General features: G+C 73.0%; 16 protein-coding genes and 1 riboswitch. Of the genes, 7 read left to right on the forward strand and 9 right to left on the reverse strand.

Translation table 11 applies throughout. From position 1 onward, the window contains the following. Nucleotides 1–11: 11 nt before the first annotated feature. From OG982_RS03400 to ribD, 4 genes are read right to left on the reverse strand one after another with little or no spacing between them, the layout of a single operon-like run. Nucleotides 12–1,295, reverse strand: a complete 1,284-nt coding sequence (locus OG982_RS03400; protein WP_266789853.1) for a bifunctional 3,4-dihydroxy-2-butanone-4-phosphate synthase/GTP cyclohydrolase II — start codon at nt 1,293–1,295, stop codon at nt 12–14. Beyond that, the gene (locus OG982_RS03405) at nt 1,292–1,945 is read right to left on the reverse strand and encodes a nicotinamide mononucleotide transporter family protein (RefSeq protein ID WP_266789851.1); all 654 of its coding nucleotides are present in this window, start codon (nt 1,943–1,945) and stop codon (nt 1,292–1,294) included. The genes OG982_RS03400 and OG982_RS03405 overlap by 4 nt, the downstream gene beginning before the upstream one ends. After that, nucleotides 1,942–2,565, reverse strand: a complete 624-nt coding sequence (locus tag OG982_RS03410) for a riboflavin synthase (protein WP_266789850.1) — start codon at nt 2,563–2,565, stop codon at nt 1,942–1,944. Before OG982_RS03410 ends, OG982_RS03405 begins: the two co-directional genes overlap by 4 nt. Beyond that, nucleotides 2,566–3,732, reverse strand: coding sequence for a bifunctional diaminohydroxyphosphoribosylaminopyrimidine deaminase/5-amino-6-(5-phosphoribosylamino)uracil reductase RibD (ribD, locus tag OG982_RS03415; RefSeq protein ID WP_266789848.1), 1,167 nt, complete (start codon nt 3,730–3,732; stop codon nt 2,566–2,568). It lies immediately after the preceding gene. A gap of 149 nt (nt 3,733–3,881) precedes the next feature. After that, nucleotides 3,882–4,012: riboswitch (FMN riboswitch) on the reverse strand. Nucleotides 4,013–4,349: 337 nt separating this feature from the next. Between ribD and OG982_RS03420 the strand changes: the two genes are divergently transcribed. Next, the gene (locus OG982_RS03420) at nt 4,350–6,707 is read left to right on the forward strand and encodes a chitinase C-terminal domain-containing protein (protein WP_266789846.1); all 2,358 of its coding nucleotides are present in this window, start codon (nt 4,350–4,352) and stop codon (nt 6,705–6,707) included. 195 nt (nt 6,708–6,902) lie between these two features. Further along, nucleotides 6,903–7,706 (forward strand): SDR family oxidoreductase, encoded by an 804-nt coding sequence (locus OG982_RS03425; protein WP_266789844.1) that lies wholly within the window; start codon nt 6,903–6,905, stop codon nt 7,704–7,706. Between the two features lie 12 nt (nt 7,707–7,718). On the opposite strand, the gene OG982_RS03430 is transcribed toward OG982_RS03425, so the two are convergent. Together OG982_RS03430 and OG982_RS03435 are read right to left on the reverse strand one after the other, a co-directional pair. Next, nucleotides 7,719–8,948 (reverse strand): serine hydrolase, encoded by a 1,230-nt coding sequence (locus tag OG982_RS03430; protein WP_266789842.1) that lies wholly within the window; start codon nt 8,946–8,948, stop codon nt 7,719–7,721. Nucleotides 8,949–8,995: 47 nt separating this feature from the next. Further along, a complete protein-coding gene (locus OG982_RS03435) occupies nt 8,996–10,153 on the reverse strand; it encodes an ROK family transcriptional regulator (protein ID WP_266947914.1) in 1,158 nt (385 codons plus the stop codon). A 55-nt stretch (nt 10,154–10,208) separates the two neighbouring features. Here OG982_RS03435 and OG982_RS03440 point away from each other — a divergent pair, with 55 nt between their 5' ends. The 4 genes from OG982_RS03440 (at nt 10,209) to OG982_RS03455 (ending at nt 14,501) form a co-directional block, all read left to right on the forward strand. Beyond that, the gene (locus OG982_RS03440; RefSeq protein ID WP_266947915.1) at nt 10,209–11,429 is read left to right on the forward strand and encodes an MFS transporter; all 1,221 of its coding nucleotides are present in this window, start codon (nt 10,209–10,211) and stop codon (nt 11,427–11,429) included. A 62-nt stretch (nt 11,430–11,491) separates the two neighbouring features. Beyond that, a complete protein-coding gene (locus tag OG982_RS03445; RefSeq protein WP_266789838.1) occupies nt 11,492–12,886 on the forward strand; it encodes a uracil-xanthine permease family protein in 1,395 nt (464 codons plus the stop codon). Nucleotides 12,887–12,962: 76 nt separating this feature from the next. After that, on the forward strand, nt 12,963–13,604 hold the full coding sequence (locus OG982_RS03450) for a DUF5995 family protein (protein WP_266789836.1): 642 nt from the start codon (nt 12,963–12,965) through the stop codon (nt 13,602–13,604). A gap of 354 nt (nt 13,605–13,958) precedes the next feature. Then, nucleotides 13,959–14,501: a hypothetical protein gene (locus OG982_RS03455; RefSeq protein ID WP_266789834.1), complete on the forward strand. Its 543-nt coding sequence runs from the start codon at nt 13,959–13,961 to the stop codon at nt 14,499–14,501. A 154-nt stretch (nt 14,502–14,655) separates the two neighbouring features. Here OG982_RS03455 and OG982_RS03460 read toward each other — a convergent pair whose 3' ends face one another. The 3 genes from OG982_RS03460 to OG982_RS03470 form a co-directional block, all read right to left on the reverse strand. Continuing rightward, complete coding sequence (locus tag OG982_RS03460; protein WP_266789832.1) at nt 14,656–16,353, reverse strand: NAD(P)/FAD-dependent oxidoreductase; 1,698 nt, start codon at nt 16,351–16,353, stop codon at nt 14,656–14,658. A gap of 91 nt (nt 16,354–16,444) precedes the next feature. Then, complete coding sequence (locus tag OG982_RS03465) at nt 16,445–17,245, reverse strand: carbon-nitrogen hydrolase family protein (protein WP_266789830.1); 801 nt, start codon at nt 17,243–17,245, stop codon at nt 16,445–16,447. 166 nt (nt 17,246–17,411) lie between these two features. Further along, nucleotides 17,412–18,047: a cell envelope biogenesis protein OmpA gene (locus OG982_RS03470; protein ID WP_266789828.1), complete on the reverse strand. Its 636-nt coding sequence runs from the start codon at nt 18,045–18,047 to the stop codon at nt 17,412–17,414. A gap of 981 nt (nt 18,048–19,028) precedes the next feature. On the opposite strand from OG982_RS03470, the gene OG982_RS03475 reads away from it, so the two are divergent. Continuing rightward, nucleotides 19,029–19,721: a GNAT family N-acetyltransferase gene (locus OG982_RS03475; protein WP_266947916.1), complete on the forward strand. Its 693-nt coding sequence runs from the start codon at nt 19,029–19,031 to the stop codon at nt 19,719–19,721. Nucleotides 19,722–19,786 lie beyond the last annotated feature (65 nt).

Below are 19,786 nucleotides of genomic sequence, written 5' to 3' on the forward strand. Positions count from 1 at the left end.
TGGTGCTGGTGTTACTGGTTGCCGCAGGCGGACGTGGTCACGGCCTCGTCCAGCCAGGGCAGGTCGTGGCCCATCCGGTCCCGCTTGGTGCGCAGGTACCGCAGATTGTGCTCGCCCGCCTCGACCGGCATCGGCTCCCGGCCGGAGACGGCGATGCCGTGGCGGACCAGGGCCTCGGACTTCTCGGGGTTGTTGGTCATCAGCCGGACGCTGTGCACGCCGAGGTCGGCGAGCATCTGCGCGCCGGCCCCGTAGTCGCGGGCGTCGGCGGGCAGGCCCAGTTCCAGGTTGGCGTCCAGCGTGTCGCGGCCGCGCTCCTGGAGTTCGTACGCGCGCAGCTTGGACAGCAGTCCGATGCCGCGTCCCTCGTGGCCGCGCAGGTAGACGACCACGCCGCGGCCCTCGGCCTTGATGCGGGCCATGGAGGCGTGCAGCTGGGGGCCGCAGTCGCAGCGCAGGGAGTGGAAGATGTCGCCGGTCAGGCACTCGGAGTGCATCCGGACCAGGACGTCCTTGCCGTCGCCGATCTCGCCGTGGACGAGGGCGACGTGCTCGACGCCGTCGACGGTGGAGCGGTACCCGTAGGCGGTGAACTCGCCGTGGGCGGTCGGCAGGCTGACCTCGGCCTCGCGGCGCACGGTCGGCTCGGCGCAGCGGCGGTAGGCGATCAGGTCCTCGATGGAGATGATCGTCAGGCCGTGCTTGCGGGCGAAGGGGATCAGCTCGGGCAGCCGCAGCATGACGCCGTCCTCGCCGGCGATCTCCACGATGGCTCCGGCCGGGCGCAGCCCCGCGAGGCGGGCGAGGTCGACGGCGGCCTCGGTGTGGCCGTTGCGGACCAGGACGCCGCCGGGCTTGGCGCGCAGCGGGAAGATGTGGCCGGGGCGGACGAAGTCGCCGGGCTGGGAGACGCCGTCGGCGAGCAGCCGCAGCGTGGTGGCGCGGTCGGCGGCGGAGATGCCGGTGCTGACGCCGTGGGCGGCGCTCGCGTCGACGGAGACGGTGAAGGCGGTCTTCATCGACTCGGTGTTGTTCTGGACCATCTGGGGGAGTTCGAGCCGCTCCAGCTCGGGGCCCTCCAGGGGGGCGCAGATCAGGCCGCGGCACTCGCTCATCATGAACGCGACGATCTCGGGGGTGGCCTTCTCGGCCGCGATGACCAGGTCGCCCTCGTTCTCGCGGTCCTCGTCGTCGACGACGACCACCGGGCGGCCGGCCGCGATGTCGCGGATGGCCTGCTCGACGGGGTCGAGGCGGAAGGTCTCGATCTCATTGGGCACGGGCTCGAGGATCATGCCGTTGCTCCTTCCAGGGCCGTGGCGGGGGTGGTGCGCGAGCGCTGGTACCAGTCGTAGGCGCCCCAGATGACGAGGGCGAAGTAGACGACGTACACGAGGCCGGAGAAGGCCAGTCCGTTGTTGAAGGCGAGGGGGACGCCGACCAGGTCGACCAGGAGCCAGGCGCCCCAGAACTCGACGAGGCCGCGGGCCTGGGCGACCATCGCGACGATCGTGCCGACGAAGATGTACGCGTCGGCCCACGGGCTCCAGGACAGGTCCGGGTAGAGCGTGAACAGCCCGCCGACGGCGAGGGTGCCGACGGCCGCACCGGCCAGCAGGAGCCCGCGCTCGGTCCAGGTGGCGGTGCGGACGGCGATGGAGCCGTCCTGGGCCTGCCGGCGGCCGCGGGACCAGGCGCGCCAGCCCCAGGCGGCCACGCCGATGACCAGGAGCTGCTTGCCGACGCCGCCGGAGAGGTGTGCGGAGGCGTAGGCGGCGATGAGGATCAGGCCGGACAGGAGCTGGGCGGGCCAGGTCCATATGGAGCGGCGCCAGCCGAGCGCGAGGGCGGCCAGGCCCATCAGGTTGCCGATCATGTCGGACCAGATGACCTTCTGGCCGAAGACCGTGAAAGCCTCGGTGTTGAGCCAGGTCAGGGCGCTCACCGCTGGTCCTCCTTGGCGGTGATCGGGTCCACGCCGGCGGCCAGCAGGCGCTCGACGTACTTCGCGAGGACGTCGACCTCGAGGTTGACCGGGTCGCCGGGCTGCTTGATGCCGAGCGTGGTCAGCGCGAGGGTGGTGGGGATGAGGCTGATGGTGAAGTAGTCGGCCGCCGCCTCGACGACGGTGAGGCTGACGCCGTCGACCGTGATGGAGCCCTTCTCCACGACGTACCGGGACAGGTGCGCGGGCAGCGCGACCTTGACGAGTTCCCAGTGCTCCGAGGGGGTGCGGGAGACGATCTCGCCGGTGCCGTCCACGTGCCCCTGGACCAGGTGGCCGCCGAGCCGGCCGCCGAGCGCCATCGGGCGCTCCAGGTTGACCCGGGAGCCCTGGTGGAGGGCGCCGAGGCTGGAGCGGTTCAGGGTCTCCTGCATGACGTCGGCGGTGAACTCGCCGTCGGCGGTCTCCACGACGGTCAGGCAGACGCCGTTGACGGCGATGGAGTCGCCGTGCTTGGCGCCGTCGGTGACGACGGGGCCGCGCAGGCGGAAGCGGGAGGCCTCGGCGAGCTGCTCGACGGCGGTGACCTCGCCCAGTTCTTCGACGATTCCGGTGAACACTCAGTGCTCCTTGGGGGCGGTGGGGGTGGCGGGGGCGGCTTCGGGGACTTCGGGTACCGCGGTGATGCGGAGGTCGGGGCCGATGCGGACGGTCTCGGTGATCCGGAGCCGGAGCGCGTCGGTGATCGTGTCGATGCCGGCGTCGCCGAGGGCGGTGCGGCCGGCGCCGAGGAGGACGGGGGCGAGGTAGCCGACGACCTTGTCGACGGCGCCCGCGGCGACGAAGGCGCCGGCCAGGGTCGGGCCGCCTTCGAGGAGGACGGAGCGGACGCCGCGCCGGTGCAGCTCGGCGAGCAGGGCCTCGACGGAGATCCCCGCCCCGTCGGCCGGGAGCCGGGCGACGTCCACGCCGGGCAGGTGCCCGGTGTCGGCGTCCTGGGCGACGGCGATCAGCGTGGGGGCGGCCCCGTCGAGGACGCGGGCGCCGGGGCGGACGGTGGCGCGGGTGTCCAGGACGACGCGCAGCGGCTGGTCGGCGGCGGCGAGGCCGGGGCGGCCGCGGACCGCGAGGTGCGGGTCGTCGGCGCGCAGGGTGCCGGAGCCGACGACGACGGCGTCGGCCTCGGCGCGCAGCCGGTGGACGTCGGCGCGGGACTGCGGGGAGCTGATCCAGCGGCTGGTGCCGTCGGCGGCGGCGATCCGGCCGTCGAGGGTGGCGGCGTACTTCCACAGGACGTACGGGCGGCCCAGGCGTACGGAGGTCAGCCAGGCGGCGTTGCCCTCCTCGGCCTCCTGCGCGAGCAGGCCGGCCTCGGTGGCGATCCCGGCGGCGCGCAGGGTGGCGCCGCCGCCGCTGGCCTGCGGGTTCGGGTCGGAGACGGCGTAGACCACGCGGGTGACGCCGGCGTCGATGAGGGCCTGTGCGCAGGGGCCCGTACGGCCGGTGTGGTTGCAGGGTTCGAGGGTGACGTACGCGGTGGCGCCGCGGGCCGCCCCGCCGGCCGCGCGCAGGGCGTGGATCTCGGCGTGCGGGCCGCCGGCCCGCTGGTGCCAGCCTTCGCCGACGACGGCGCCGCGGGCGTCGGTGATGACGCAGCCGACGACGGGGTTGGGGCTGGTGGAGCCCAGTCCGCGGGCCGCGAGCGCGATGGCTCGGCGCATGGCGGTGGCGTGGGTGTCGGGTGCTGCCTGCGCGGCGTGGGTCGCCACCGGGTCCTCCTGCCTCATCGGGCACGGACTCCGGGGCCTGTCGGGATACGACAGTGAAGCGGGACACCACACGCGGGGACGCCGGGGCCGGAAAAACGGTCCGACCGGGCACGTCCCGAGGGATATGCCGATGAACCGCCGACGGCGGCGTACCGGTGACTGGCCCGCCGCGCACTGCCTCCCATCCGGACTTTAACCGTCGGTCCAGGAATTTCACCTGGTCAACCGGCCGCTGGCTGCGGACGGGTCGCGGACTATAACCGCCGGTTCGGAATTACACCGACCCCGGAGTGCGCTGCTACTGGTACTAGGGCCAGTGTGCCACGGGCGATCGGCGGCCATGCGAGTGAGGGGCTGTGGCCTGACTCACAGCAGGGGGCTGCGGGCCGACCTTGTCAAGTCGGTGGGGCGGGTCGCCGGGGTTGGGGTGAATCGCCCGGTTGGCGGCCCGTACCGGAGCCCGGCCGCCCACCCCTCGCTTTGGTCCAGACCTATTGACGGGTTGGTCTAGTCCTCTTAACGTTCCCTTCATCTTCCCCGGGAGACAGCCCGTCAGATGTGCGCACGTCACGGGCCAACAAGCGCCACCCGTCTGCATGTTGTGTCCTGCCATCCTCCCCTCCCCAGGAGGCACAATGCTGTCCCCCACGCGTACGAGAGCGATGCTCCTGGCATCCGGCGCAGCGATCGCCGGCCTGCTGGTCGGCGGGCTCTCCGCGGGCGTCTCGCACGCCGCCGACAACGAGAGCTGTCGCCCCGACGGGCTGTACAAGACGTCCGGCGTCGAGGTCCCGTACTGCTCGGTCTACGACTCCGAAGGCCGCGAGAAGATGGGCGCCGACCACCAGCGCCGCGTCATCGGCTATTTCACCGGCTGGCGCACGGGCAAGGACGGCACGCCCGCCTACCTCGCCAACAACATCCCGTGGTCCAAGGTCACCCATCTGAACTACGCCTTCGCGCACGTCGGGGCCGACAACAAGATCTCGGTCGGCGCGGACAACGCGAACAACGCCGCCACCGGGATGACCTGGCCGGGTGTCGCGGGAGCCGAGATGGACCCCGCGCTCCCCTACAAGGGCCACTTCAACCAGCTGACCAAATTCAAGAAGCAGTACCCGAACGTGAAGACCCTGATCTCGGTGGGCGGCTGGGCCGAGACCGGCGGCTATTTCGGTGACGACGGCAACCGGGTCGCCTCCGGCGGCTTCTACTCGATGGCCACCAACGCCGACGGCTCGGTCAACCAGGCCGGCATCGACACCTTCGCGGACTCCTCGGTCGAGTTCATCCGGAAGTACGGGTTCAACGGCGTCGACATCGACTACGAGTACCCGACCACCATGAAGGACGCGGGCAACCCGCTGGACTGGCAGCTGTCCAACGCACGCCGCGCCGGGCTGGTCAAGGGCTACGCGGCGCTGATGAAGTCGCTGCGCGAGAAGCTCGACCGCGCGGGCGCCGCCGACGGCAAGCACTACCTGCTCTCCGTCGCCGCCCCCTCCTCCGGCTACCTGCTGCGCGGCATGGAGACGTTCCAGGTGCAGCAGTACCTGGACTACGTCAACATCATGTCCTACGACCTGCACGGCGCCTGGAACGAGTACGTCGGCCCCAACGCCTCGCTCTTCGACGACGGCAAGGACGCCGAACTGGCGGCCGCGGGCGTCTACTCCACCTCCCAGTACGGCGGCGTCGGCTACCTCAACACCGACTGGGCGTACCACTACTTCCGCGGCTCCATGCCCGGCGGCCGCATCAACATCGGCCTGCCGTACTACACCCGCGGCTTCAAGAACGTGCAGGGCGGCACGGACGGCCTCTGGGGCAAGGCCCCGGCGACCACCTGCCCGGCCGGCGCGGGTCTGACCAAGTGCGGCGACGGCGCGGTCGGCATCGACAACCTGTGGCACGACAAGGACACCAACGGGGTCGAGTCCCCTGCGGGCTCCAACCCGATGTGGCACGCCAAGAACCTGGAGAAGGGCGTCGTCGGTGACTACGTCACCGCGTACGGCTTCCCGGCCAACACCGCGCTGACCGGCACCTACGCCCGCAAGTACGACTCCACGCTGGTGGCGCCGTGGCTGTGGAACGCGCAGAAGAAGGTCTTCCTGTCGACGGAGGACGAGCAGTCCGTCGCCGCCAAGGCCGACTACGTGGTCGACAAGGGCATCGGCGGCGCGATGGTCTGGGAGCTGGCGGGCGACTACGCCTACAACTCCGCCAAGGGCCAGTACCAGGCGGGCGACACGCTCACCTCCCTGATGTACGACAAGTTCAAGGCGGCCGCCCCGTACGGCGCGAAGAAGGCGGGCAGCGCGCTGCCGACGCAGGCCGTGGACATCAAGACGGAGTTCACCGAGTTCAAGCTGGGCGACTCCAACTACCCGCTCACCCCGAAGCTGAAGATCACCAACAACACGAAGGCCACGCTGCCCGGCGGCACCGAGTTCCAGTTCGACTACGGGACCTCCGCCCCGGCCAACGCCTCGGACCAGTCCGGCTTCGGCACCAAGGTGATCAGCACCGGGCACAGCGGCAACAACATCGGCGGCCTGAAGGGCGACTTCCAGCGGGTCTCGCTGAAGCTCCCGGCGTGGCAGACGCTGGCTCCCGGCGCCTCGGTGGACCTGGCGTTCAACTACTACCTGCCGGTCTCGACGCCCTCCAACTGGACGGTGAACATCTCCGGCACCACCTACGCCCTCGCCGGCGACCTGGCGCGCGGCACGACGGTGACGGAGCCGGGCGGCACGCAGCCCCCGACCACCCCGCCCACGACCCCGCCGACCACTCCCCCGACGACGCCGCCGACCACGCCTCCGGGCGGGACCTGCACGAACCCGGCGTACGTCGCGGGCACGGTCTACAACAGCGGGAGCGTCGTCTCGCACAAGGGCCACAGCTGGAAGGCCCAGTGGTGGACGCAGAACGAAGAGCCCGGCACCACGGGTGAGTGGGGCGTCTGGAAGGACCAGGGCGCCTGCTGACACGACGCGGGTGAAGGCGTGCGAGGACCCGGTGGCCCGGCGGCCACCGGGTCCTCGCGCGTTCGCGGGCAGCGGCGGCCCCGGGGAAGCTGAGACGTCTTCGGCCGAGGATTCCTCGGCCGCGGCTGTCACATTCCCGAGGGCTGCCTTGTCCGGACTGGTGAACGCACCTCTCGCACGGAAGGAACGGACACCATGAGCACCATCCTCGTCACCGGAGGCACCGGGAACCTCGGCGCACTGGTCGTCGCCCGGCTACGGGACGCGGGCCACGAGGTCCGCGTGCTGAGCCGGCACGCGAAGGAGTACCCGGTCGACCTGACGGACGGCAGCGGGCTGGAGGCGGCGATGGCGGGTGCGGACGTCGTCGTGCACTGCGCGAGCAACCCGCGCGGGGGTGACGACGTGGCCGCCCGGCACCTGATCGAGGCGGCCCGGCGGGCCGGGACGGTCACGAACGTCGTCTACATCTCGATCGTCGGGGTGGATGTGGTCCCGTTCGGCTACTACAAGACGAAGCACCAGGTGGAGCAGCTGCTGGAGGAGTCGGGGCTGGGCGTGACGATCCTGCGGACGACGCAGTTCCACGACCTGGTGGCGATGCTGGTGGACGCGCTGGCGAAGGCCCCGGCGCCGCTTCCGGTTCCGCTGCCGAAGGGGGTACGGGTGCAGTCGGTCGCGGTCGAGGAGGTCGCGGCCCGGCTGGCGGAGCTGGCGGTGCCGGTCCCGGCCGGCCGGGTCCCCGACATGGGCGGCCCGGAGATCCGTCAGCTGGCGGACCTGGGCCGGTCGTACCTGGCGGCGACCGGGCGGCGCCGGCGGGTCCTGCCGCTGCCGCTGGCGGGCAAGGCGTACAAGGCCTTCGTGCGCGGCGGGCACCTCACCCCGGGCCACGCGGTGGGGCGCCGCACCTTCGCGGACTTCCTGGCGGAACGCGGACCCGGAACCGGACGCGGAACCGGAACCGGTACCGGACCCGGGCGCGGACCCGCCGTCTGACGTCGCCCGGCGTCACTCCAGGACGAGGGGGTGGTCGGGGGCGAGGGCCTTGGCGATGCGTTCGGCGATGGTCGAGGCGGAGTTGCCCTCGGGGGACGTCGGGCCCTTCGTCACGGAGACCGCGAGGGAGAGATCCTGCGCCGGGAGGTAGGCCGAGACCGCCGCGTAGCCGGAGAAGGACGGGTTCGTCGCGGTCCAGTCGTGCAGGACCAGGATGCCGAAGCCGAAGTGCAGGGCCTCGGTGTTCTTTCGGCAGTACGGGGCCGGGCACTCCTTGGTCGGGGTGCCCAGACCGACCGTGCCCGGGTTCAGCTGGGTCCTGAACGCGGCCTTCGACAGCAGCTCGCCGGTTCCGATGGCCCGGGCCGAGGTGGCCAGGTCGCAGACGTCGCCGGTGAGGACCGCGCCGGGGGCGGTGGTCCAGGAGGGGTTCCAGTAGCTGGACTCCTCGTAGGTGCCGCGTTCGGAGGTGAAGGCGTGCAGTGCGGGGACCGGGATCTCGGGGGTCGCGGAGTTGGCCGTCTGGTCCAGGCCGAGCGGGGTCGTCACGCGTTCTTGGAGCACCTGGTCGAGGGGCTTTCCGGTGATCTTCTCCAGGGCGGCGCCGAGGAGCTGGAAGTTCTCGTGGGAGTAGCTCCAGTTGGTGCCCGGCTCGTACCAGAGCGGGTGGCTGCTGGTGATGGCCAGGGTGTCGGCGGGAGTCCACTGGCGGAAGGGCTTGGCCTCGATCTCCTTGAGGAAGACGGGGTCGGTGACGTAGTCGTGGATGCCCGAGGTGGAGTTGCCGAGCATGCGCAGGGTGATCTCGTCTGCGTGCGGTACGTCCGGCAGCCAGCGCGCGATCGGGTCGTCGAGGCCGACCTCGCCCTCGTCGACGAGCTGGAGCAGCACGGTGGCCATGTAGACGATGCCGACCGATCCGGTACGGAAGTGCATGGCCGGATCGGCGGGGACCCCGGTCATGGACTCGCCGACGGCTCCGGTGACGACCTCCCGCTGACCGGACGTCACGCGGAAGACGACCGCGTTGAGGCCGAGGTCCCGCTGCGCCTGGCGGACGATGTCGCGGACCCGGGCGGCTTGGCCCGCGTCCTGGTTCGGGCTGCTGACGCACTCGCGCGCCGGGGCCGATGCGACGGCGGCCGCATGCGCCCCGGTCCCGGTCCCGGTCCCGGCGGGCAGGAACGCGGCGACCAGGCCCGCTGCGCACAGGAGCGCGGTACGAGTACGCCTCACATTCATCAGTATGGCCGTGTCGCGGACATCCGCCCGGCGGGCCGAGGGGCCCGTCAGGGGGCGAAGAGGGTGGCCTGGGCGGATTCGCGGGCCGCGAGGCGGGCTCCGGTCAGGACCGCCGGGTCGCCGAGGGTGGTGGCCAGGACCCGTGTCGCCACCGGGGTCAGCGTGGCCAGCCGACGGGCAACGTGGTCGGCCAGCGCGGAGCCGCCGGCGCGGCCGAGTTCGCCCGCCAGGACCACGCATCCCGGGTCCAGCACCGCCGCCACGGCCGCCGCCCCCAGCGCGAGGCGCTGCGCCAGCGCGTCGAGGAACGCCTCCCCCGCGGCGCCCGCCACCGCCTCTTCCACCGGCCCGGCGTAGCCGTGCTCCGCCGCCAGCTCGGCCACCGCCCCCCGGCTGACCAGCGCGTGGAACCCGCCCCCGCAGTCCGTGGCGGACGGCAGCCCGCCGGTGCCCGGTACGGGGAGGAAGCCGATCTCGCCCGCCCCGCCCGACGCGCCCCGCCGCAGCCGTCCGTCCAGGACCACCGCCGCCCCGACCCCCGCGCCCAGCCAGAGCAGCACGAACGAGTCCAGCTCCCGGGCCGCCCCGACCCGCTGCTCGGCCAGCGCCGCCAGGTTGGTCTCGTTCTCCACCACCACCTCGGCCGGCAGCCGCCGCTGGAGGGCCGCGACCAGGTCCCGGTGCCAGGCCGGCAGCCCGATGGTGTCCCCCAGTTCGCCGCTCGCGGGGGCGACCATTCCCGGGGCGCCGACCACCACGGTGTGCAGCCGGTCCGCGCCGGCCTCCCGGGTGAGCTCCTCCAGCCGGTCCACCGCCTCCTCCACCGCGTCCACGGGCAGCACCGCCCGGGCCAGCGGGCGCCCGAGCAGGTCCGCGATCACCGCCGTCGCGCTGTCCATCCGTACGTCCAGGGCCGCCAGGTACGCGCGGCCGGCGACGATCCCGTACAGCCGGGCGTTGGGGCCGCGCCGCTGGGCGCCGGACTCGCCGACGACCTCGATCAGCCCGGCCTCGGTGAGCCGCTCGACGAGGTCGGCGACGGAGGGCCGGGAGAGCCCGGTCCTCGCCTTGAGCTGGGTGGCCGTCAGGGGGCCCTCCTCCTGGAGGAGGGCCAGCGCGAGCCGGTCGTTGATGGCCCGGGCCGTGCTCGGGGAGGCGGGCGACGGAGCGGGGGTCAGGGCCTTGGCAGGAGTCACGGCGCTCATCCTAGGGAGTTCCCGGCATTAACCATCAGGCAGGGTCCCTGATAGTTTACTTGTCATGACCGGGGACACCAATAGCACCCTCAGCCCGGCGCGGCTGCGCCATGCCCGTTTCGCCATCGCCGCCGTGTTCTGCGCCCACGGCGCGGTGACCGGCTCCTTCGCCACCCGCATCCCCTGGATCCAGGAGCACGCCCAGCTCAGCGCGGGCACCCTGGGGCTCGCGCTCGCCTTCCCCGCCCTCGGCGCGGCGCTCGCGATGCCGCTCGCCGGGCGGATCAACCACCGCTTCGGCGCCCGGGCCGCGCTGCGCGGACTGCTGGCGCTGTGGACCCTGTCCCTGATCCTGCCGAGCCTGGCCCCGAACCTGCCGACGCTCTGCCTCGCGCTCTTCGTCTACGGCGCCACCGCCGGGATGTCGGACGTGGCCATGAACGCCCTCGGCGTGGAGACCGAGAACCGGCTCGGGCGCTCGATCATGTCCTCGCTGCACGGCATGTGGAGCGTGGGCGCCCTCCTCGGCTCGGCCGCCGGTACGGTCGCCGCGCACGCGGGGGCCGACGCCCGGCTGCACCACCTGATCGCCGCGCTGGCGCTGACCGCCGCCGGCCTGGTCGCGGCGCAGGGGGTGCTGGACCTGCGCAGCGCCCCGGACGCGCAGGCTCCGCCGCATTTCGCGCTGCCGCCGAAGTCGGCGCTGCTGATCGGCGCGATCGGGTTCGCGGCGGTCTTCGCGGAGGGCGCCAGCCTGGACTGGTCGGCGGTCTACCTGCGGGACGTACTGGACACCAACGCGGGCGTCGCCGCCGCCTCCACCACCGCGTTCGCACTCACCATGGCCGTGGCGCGGCTCGCCGGGGACCGGGTCGTGGACCGGTTCGGCCCGGTGCGCACGGTGCGGGCGGGCGGCGTACTGGCCACCGCGGGCGGGGTGCTGGTGGTGACGGCCGGTCATCCGGGCACGGCGATGGCCGGGTTCGCGCTGCTCGGGCTCGGGATCGCGGTGGTGGTCCCGCTGGCCTTCGCGGCGGCGGGACGCAGCGGGCCGGCCCCGGCGCAGGCCATCGCCGGTGTCGCGACGATCACGTACACGTCCGGCCTGATCGCGCCGTCCGCGATCGGGGCGGTGGCCGACGCGAGCTCCCTCGTCGTGTCGTTCGGGCTGGTCACGCTGCTGGCGTTCGCGCTGGTCGTGGGGGCTTCCGTACTGCGGCCGAAGCCGGCCGGGGCGGGCTCCCGTACGGCCGACCAGGACGAACCCGCTGGTATCCGCCCGTAATATGTCGCTGGCCGCCCAGCGGTCAGGTTGATCGACCCTCGGCGGAACGGAAGTGGTGGAACATGGGCCTCGGCGTGGGCTGGACCCTGCACGGAGACGGGCGGACCCCCGCCCCCGGAGCGGTGGTACGGCCGGACGAGCGGCTGTCGTGGCCGCGTACCGCCGGGCTCGGCGCCCAGCACGTCGTGGCGATGTTCGGGGCGAGTTTCGTCGCCCCGGTCCTCATGGGCCTGGACCCGAACCTGGCCATCATGATGTCCGGTGTCGCGACGGCGATCTTCCTGCTGGCGACGCGCGGCCGGGTCCCCTCCTACCTGGGCTGCTCGCTCGCCTTCGTGGGCGTCGCCGCCGCGATCCGGGCGGGCGGCGGGGACAGCGCGGTGGTCACCGGCGCGGTCTTCGTGGTCGGCGGGGTGCTGTTCCTGGCCGGGCTCGCCGTGCGGCGGTTCGGGGCGCGGGTCATCCACGCCACCATGCCGCCGGTGGTGACGGGCGCGGTGGTGATGCTGATCGGCTTCAACCTGGCGCCGGTGACGGCCTCGACGTACTGGCCGCAGGACCAGTGGACGGCGCTGCTGACGATGCTGTTCACGGGGCTGGCCGTGGTGTGCCTGCGGGGCTTCTGGTCACGCATCGCGATCTTCCTCGGGCTGCTCTTCGGGTACGCGCTCTCCTGGCTCCTCGACCTCGTCTTCGGCAAGATCCACTCGCCGGCGGGCGGGGCGGAGGCCGTCGACCACTGGCGGCTGGACCTGTCCGGGGTCTCCAAGGCCGACTGGATCGGGCTGCCGTCCTTCCACGCCCCGGCGTTCGAGTGGTCGGCGATCCTGATCGCGCTGCCGGTCGTGATCGCCCTGATCGCGGAGAACGCCGGGCACATCAAGGCCGTCGGCGAGATGACGGGCGACCCGCTGGACGACGAGCTCGGCACCGCGATCGCCGCCGACGGCGCGGCGTCGATGCTGTCCACGGCGGTGGGCGGCCCGCCGAACACCACGTACTCCGAGAACATCGGCGTCATGGCCGCCACCCGGGTCTACTCCACGGCGGCCTACTGGGCGGCGGCCTGCTTCGCGTTGCTGTTCGGCCTGTGCCCGAAGTTCGGGGCGGTCGTCGCCGCGATCCCCGGCGGGGTGCTGGGCGGGATCACCGTCATCCTGTACGGCATGATCGGGCTGCTCGGCGCCCAGATCTGGATCAACGGCCGGGTAGACCTGCGCAATCCGCTGAACCTGGTGCCGGCCGCGGCGGGCATCATCATCGGCATCGGCGGCGTGAACCTCCGGATCACCGACAGCTTCGAGCTGGGCGGCATCGCGCTCGGCACGATCGTGGTGATCACCGGCTACCACACGCTGCGGTACTTCGCCCCGGCGCACCTGAAGGGGCAGGAGCCGCTGCTCGACGCCGGCACCTCCTCCTACGACGACCAGGAACCCCGGGACACGCCGAGTTGACGGCGTTTCGCCCGAACCGGCGAAGCGTACGGCCAAGTTCCCCGCTTCCGGGCCGCCGACTGGGACGCTGCGTCCCATGGAAGCGGTGCTCGCGCGGATGCGCGCCCTGGATCAGCGGCTCCCCGAGCAGGACGGCGTCGCCGTCTTCAACCGGGTGTACCTGACGGTGACGGAGACCCTGCACGAGCGCATCGCCCTCGGGGCGTTCCCCGCACCCCGGCGGGCGACGGCGCTCAGCTCGCGGTTCGCGGAGCGCTACCTGACGGCGGTGGAGGCGGACCGGCCGCCGGCCTGCTGGCGGCCGCTGCTCCAGTACCGCCGGCACCCGGGGGTGCGGCCGCTCCAGCACGCGCTGGCGGGGATCAACGCGCACATCGGCCACGACCTGGCGCTGGCGGTGGTGGCGACGTGCCGGCACCTGGACTGCGACCCGGCGGCCCTGGAAGCGGACTTCGACCGGGTCGGGGACACCCTGGTCTCCCTGGAGGAGCACATCCGGGAGGACCTGATGCCGGGACCGGACCTGCTGGAAATCGCGGACCCGCTGACGCACCTGGTCGGCTCCTGGAGCCTGGAACGGGCCCGCGCGGGAGCCTGGGCGGCGGCCCGCCTGCTGTGGGCACTGCGCCGCTCGCCGGAACTGGCCGAGGAATTCACCCGGTCACTGGACGCGGGTGTCGGCCTGGTCGGCCGCTGCCTCCTGACCCCCCGGGGCTGACGGGCACTACGTACATTGGCCGTGCGCCGGGTGCGGGGTGTGTCTGGGGGGCCGGGCGGTCGGCGAAGCGGAATCCGCCGTGGCGGTGGCGCGGGCGGAGCGCCGGAAGCCGGTCCGGCAGCGCCGGAGTTGAGCCGTGGAGCCCGTGTGCCCGGGGCCCGCGCGAGATTGCCCCGAACGGTCGCACACCCGGTCTGAGCAGCCATCACGCCCCTTTCCGGCCAAGGAAGTTCGAGCCTGATTTGTGTGGACGGTCTTCACAATCTCCCCAGTAGTGTCACATTCGCTTCGCCGCGAGGGCCGCGGCTCATCGGGAGCCGTGGCATCCGAGCGTGACCGAAAGGGAACCCACTGATGATCGAGACCACCGGCCGGCCGCGGCTCCGCGCCAGGCTCACCGCCGCCACCAGGCGGGGCGCGGCCCTCGCGGGCGGCGCCACCCTCTTCGCCTCGCTCCTCCTCGCCGGCACGGCCGGCCAGGCGGCCGCTGCCCCGAAGACGGACACCGTGCGCAGCGCCGCCGCGCAGGCCGGCCCGGCGCAGGCGGACACCGCGGTGGCGGCGGTCGGCGGGTGGACCTGTTCCGGCGCGGCCATTCCCGCCGGTTACGTGCTGACCGACTACGACCCGTGGGGCTGCGGCGGCTTCGGCTCCTGGTTCCAGGCGCCCGCGCACAACAAGATCTGGACGTGCTCGGGTTCCCCGGTGGTGTCCGGGTACGTGATCACCAGCTACAACAAGACGGGCTGCCGGGGCATCGGCGCCTGGTACCACGAGCTCGTCCACGACAAGATCTGGACCTGTGGCGGCTCGCCCATCCCGCCCGGGTACCGCAGCGTGCAGTTCATCTCCGGCGGCTGCAACGGTGTCGGCGCCTGGCTCCTGCGGACCATCTGACCCCGTCCGGGCGAGGGCCTCGGGGGAAAGCGACGGGGAGACGACGGGGGCAACGGGGGCAACGGGGGCAACGGGGGCATTGAAAACGGGCCGCCGCCGCGATGTTTGCGCGGGGGCGGCCCGTGGTCACGGGGCCGGAGGGACCGGGGTGGGGTCAGTCCTCCGGGAGCTCGACCGGGGCGATCTCGTCGTAGACGTCGCCCGGGCCCGGGTTGGTGGAGTCGGTGGAGCCTCCGAGGTGGTGCATGACGCCCCAGACCGCGTTCAGCGCCGTCTGCACCGCGCCCTCGGCCCAGCCGGCCGTCCAGGAGATGTCGTCACCCGCGAGGAAGATGCCCCGCTTGTCCTCGGGCAGGCGGTCCTGCATGAAGTGGGTGAACAGGCGGCGCTGGTAGCGGTAGTGACCCGGCAGGTTGGCCTTGAACGCGCCCATGAAGTAGGGCTCGTTCTCCCAGGACACGGTCACCGGGTTGCCGATGATGTGGCGTCGGATGTCGACCTTCGGGTAGATCTCGCCGAGGGACTTCAGCATGACCTCCATCCGCTCGCTCGCGGACAGCGGCAGCCACTTCAGGCTGTCGTCGCACCACGTGTACGAGAGGCAGATGACGGCGGGCTGGTCCGGGCCGTTGTCCAGGAGGTACGTACCGCGCGTCATGCGGTCCGTGAGCGTCATCGACATGACGTCGCGGCCGGTCTCCTCGTCCTTGTCCAGCCAGAACGGCCGGTCGACGGGGATGAAGAGCTTGGACGACTCCATGTAGTGGGTGCGCTCGATCGCCGTCCAGTGGTCGATCGGGAACAGCGTGTCGTCGCACGCGATCTTCGACAGCAGCATCCACGACTGCGCGGTGAAGATCGCCGCGCGGTAGGTACGGATGTCGCCGGTGGCGTCGGTGACCGTGATGCGGTTGCCGGCCGTGCGGTGCAGGCGGGTCACCGCGGGGCGCGGGGTGCCCTCGTGCAGGGAGGACAGCGAGGTGCCCTGGGCCCAGTGGAGGATCTTCTCGGGCTCGCGCTCCCACAGGCGCAGCGGCAGCTGCTGCGAGCCGCCGACGATGCCGCGGTGGTGGTCGTCCGCCTCGGTGTAGACGACGCGGAGGATCTCCAGGATGGAGTTCGGGAAGTCGGTGTCCCAGCCGCCCGTGCCGAAGCCGACCTGGCCGAAGATCTCGCGCTTGCGGAACGACTGGAAGGCCTCGGACTTGCAGAGGAAGCCGTAGAAGGTCTCGTCGTCGAGCTTCTCGACGAGCTTGGCCCAGATCTCGCGGATGCGCGGGACGTCCCGCTCGCGCATCGCGGTGTTCATGTCGGAGAAGTCGGCGCCCTCGTCGAGGCAGGCGTTCCACGCGGCCGACACGTCGCGGTAGATCTGCGGGAGGTCCGCAATGGTCTCGGCGTAGTGCGTCTCGCCCTTGAGGTCGACGACCGTCGAGGGGGTGGACTCGGCGAGCGGGTTCGGGAACGGCTCGGTGACCAGGCCGACGAGGTCGATGTAGTGCTGGAGCGCGGTGGAGGACGGCGGGAAGCGCATGGCGCCCATCTCCGCGGTCAGGCCCTCCGTGCCGGCGCCCTCGAAGCCGACGGTGCGCAGCCGGCCGCCGATCTGGTCCGCCTCGTAGACGACTGGCTTGAGGCCCATCTTCATCAGCTCGTAGGCGGAGATGATGCCGGACAGCCCTCCGCCGATGACGGCGACCTCGGTGCCGAACTCGGTCGCCGGTATCTGCCCCAGGCCCGCCGGGTGGGCGAGGAAGTCGTCGTACGCGTACGGGAAGTCCGGGCCGAACATGGTGATCGGCGGCTGTCCGTCGCTGTGCGGGACGGCGGTGGTGGGCACCGTGGACGTCATGGGGTACGACTCCTTGCAGGGTGGGGCAGGGGGGAAGACTCGGGGGCGGGCCCGGGCGGGCAGGCGGCCTCGGGGGCGCGGGCGGGAGGGCTCAGACCAGGGACTCGTAGAGCCCGGGTCGCCGGTCGCGCAGGTACGGGTTGGCCGCGCGGGAGGCCCGCAGCAGCTCGGGGTCGGCCTCGCCGACCACCATCTCCTCGCCGCGGCCGGCCCGGGTGCGGGTGACCCCGTCGGGGCTCGCGAGGCAGCTGAGGCCGACGAACTCGAACTCGCCCTCGGGGCCTGTGCGGTTGACGTACGCGATGTACATCTGGTTCTCGAAGGCCCGTACGGGGACCAGCTGCTCGGCGACGAACTGGAACGGGTGCATCTGCGCCGTCGGGACCAGGAGGAGGTCGGTCCCGGCGAGCGCGTGGGCGCGGACGTTCTCGGGGAACTCCACGTCGTAGCAGATCATGATGCCGATGCGGAGGCCGTTCAGGTCCGCCTGGACGACGGGGGCGTCGCCGGGGGTGAAGGCGTCCTGCTCGAAGCAGCCGAAGAGGTGGGTCTTGCGGTAGTTCGCGAGCGTGGTGCCGTCGGGGCCGATGAGCTGCGCCGAGTTGTACACCGTGTCGCCCGCGCGCTCGGGGTAGCCGTACAGGACGGCGATGCCGTGGCGGCGGGCGATCTCGCCGATGGCCCGGGCGGACATGCCGTCCGCCGGTTCGGCGAGACCGGGGATGTCCTGGAGGTCCAGCGCGTAGCCGGTCAGGAACATCTCCGAGGTCACGAGGAGCCCGGCCCCGCCCTGTGCGGCACGCTCCGCGGCCTCTTCGAGCGCCTTGAGGTTCTCGGCGGTGTCGCCGAGCCGGCCGGAGCTCTGGAGGAGGGCGGTGCGCAGCGGGGGCATGGGCGTACCTCTGTGAGTCTGTGACAGGTGGGGTAGGGGTGTCATACGAAGGTACGGTCGCACGTTCGACCGCGACAAGCCGTGACCGTTGCGCTCTGCGCATCGATTCGTTGCGTGTTCGGGGGGCCGCACGGCGATTCGTTGCGCGGGCCGCGTTGCGCGGGCGCTACGCGGGGGCGCGGAAGGCGGGGTGGGCGCGCAGACGCCGCAGGTACGAGCGTACGTGCGGGGCGGGTGTGACCGGGGTTGCGGGGTGCCGGAGCGCGACCCAGAGGTCGGCGTCGGCGACGGTCGGGCGGTCGCCGGCGAGGGCGTACGGCTGGACCGCGAGGCGGCGCGCGACGAGCTCCAGCGCGGCGGACCGCTCGGCGCGCGGGGCGGCGGGGTCGAGCAGGACCCGGACGGCGTCGGCGTGGGCCTCGGGGGCGGGCGGGTTCAGATCGGGACGGCCGGCGAGCCGGAGTGCGAGGTCGTCGAGGATGTCGGGGGTGTGCTCGCTGACCACGCGGCCGCTCCAGGTGTCGCAGAGGGCGGGGACGGTGAGGGCGCCGGTGTGGTGGTGCCGGGTGGCGTCGTAGGCGCGCCGCAGCTCCGCGTAGCCGGGGGCTCCGGGAGCGAGGACGCTGGCCGGGACGGAGTCCTCCAGGCCGAGCAGGGAGCGGGCGATCCGGACCCGCAGCGAGCTCGGACACCCGGCGGACAGGTACAGGTGGTACCGGTGGGGCACGGGCGAGAACCCGGCCCCGATCCGCCCCCGCAGCACGGGCGCGGGCCCGGTCCGGGGCAGTGACATCTGAAGCATGGCTCTCCTCCTGGGTACGGGACCTCTACGTGATCCGCGCCTGTCCGTGCCTGTCCGTGCCTATGCCGTGCCTGTCCGTGCCCGGCGCCCGCGCCGACCGCGCGCGCCGCCCCTACCTGCCGGGCCCGGCCGGTAGGCCCGGCCGGCCGCCGGTCCGGGGTCGCCGCCCGCCCTGGCGACACCGGGCCCCCGGCCTGCGCCAGCCGCCGTGCCCCTGCCGGGGGCGGATCGCCATGCGGTGCACCGGGCGGGCCGGCCCCGACGTGCCTGGCCTGGCGCCGCCCGTCAGCCGTGCCGAGCCCGGCACGAGCCCGGCCCTGCGACCCGGCCCGCCTCCGTCGGCCTCCCCGGCCGTGCGGCCTGGCCCACCGGGCCGGGAGGGCGACCTGGGCGGGTCGGACGCCGGGCGGCGCGCCGCACGCGGTCGGGGACCCGCCGTCCGGTGGGCCGGGACCGACGGGCGGTGACCGACCCGCCGTACGGCGGACCCGGCCCGCCGCGACCCCGGCCCGGGGAGGCGACCCCGCCCCACCGGCCGTGCGGCCTGGCGCACGGGTCCGGGAGGGCCGGCGCGGGCAAGGCCGTACGGGGGGCCGGGTAGGCCGGGGGCGGAGCCGGCGGCCTCGGCCGGACGGGTGCGGTGTCCCCGCGAGGCGCCGGACCGCGTGCGGGCACGGGCCTGCCGGGGCGTCGACCCCGGGGCGGGCTCGGGCCCGCCGAGGGCGGCGGAGGTGGCGGGGTCCCGGATCAGCCCCGCAGGGCGGTGGCGCTGCAGACGCGCAAGAGATCGATGTGGAGGCGGCGGGTGAGCCAGCAGCGGCGCAGCGTACCCATCGGTCCCGCTCCATCCCGTCCGCGGCGGCCAGCGCACCGGTGGATACGCTGATCACGGCGGGCACTTGAGGCCGTGGCCGCCGTCCCCCGCAGTCTCGTGGCGGCGCGCGGGGCCGTCAAGAAGCCCGACCCAAGGAGTTCCGCGTCATGTCCACCGACACCGCAGCCCTCGACAACCCGGTCTGGGCCGCGCTGACCGGCCCCCACGCCGCCTTCGCGGAGGTGTCCGGGCTCGCCGCCCGCTACGTCGCCGACGCCAGCCCGTTCGCCGCGCTCGCCGACCCGCGGGACCCGCTGGCCTGGGCGGATCTGGCCGAGCTGGCCGGCCCCGGCATGCCCGTCTGGGTCACCGGGCTGCTGACCCCGCCCCCGGACTGGGAGACCGCGGCCGTCATCCCCGGCGTGCAGCTGGACGGCCGGGCCGTACGGGCCGAGGCCGCGCCCGACGCCGTCGTGCTCGGCGCCGCCGACGTGCCGGAGATGCTGGAGCTGGTCGAGCTGACCAAGCCCGGCCCGTTCCTGGAGCGCACCGTCGAGCTGGGCACGTACCTGGGCATCCGGCACGACGGCCGGCTCGTCGCTATGGCCGGGGAGCGGATGCGGCCGACCGGCTGGTCGGAGATCAGCGCCGTGTGCACCCACCCCGACCACCGCGGGCAGGGGCTGGCCGCCCGGCTGATACGCGCGGTCGCCGCCGCCGTCCGGGAGCGCGGCGACAGCCCGTTCCTGCACGCGGCCGCGGACAACACCCCCGCCATCGCGCTGTACGAGGCGATGGGCTTCACGCTGCGCCGCCGGCCGGACTTCCTCGGCCTGCGCACTCCTGACAAGAAGCCGTAACACGGCGTTCGTTGTGGGGCACACGCACCTCGCGTAGCGTCGAACGCGAGGGCCCGGCGCCGAGG

The sequence above is a fragment of the Streptomyces sp. NBC_01551 genome (genome assembly GCF_026339935.1).
GTDB lineage: Bacteria > Actinomycetota > Actinomycetes > Streptomycetales > Streptomycetaceae > Streptomyces.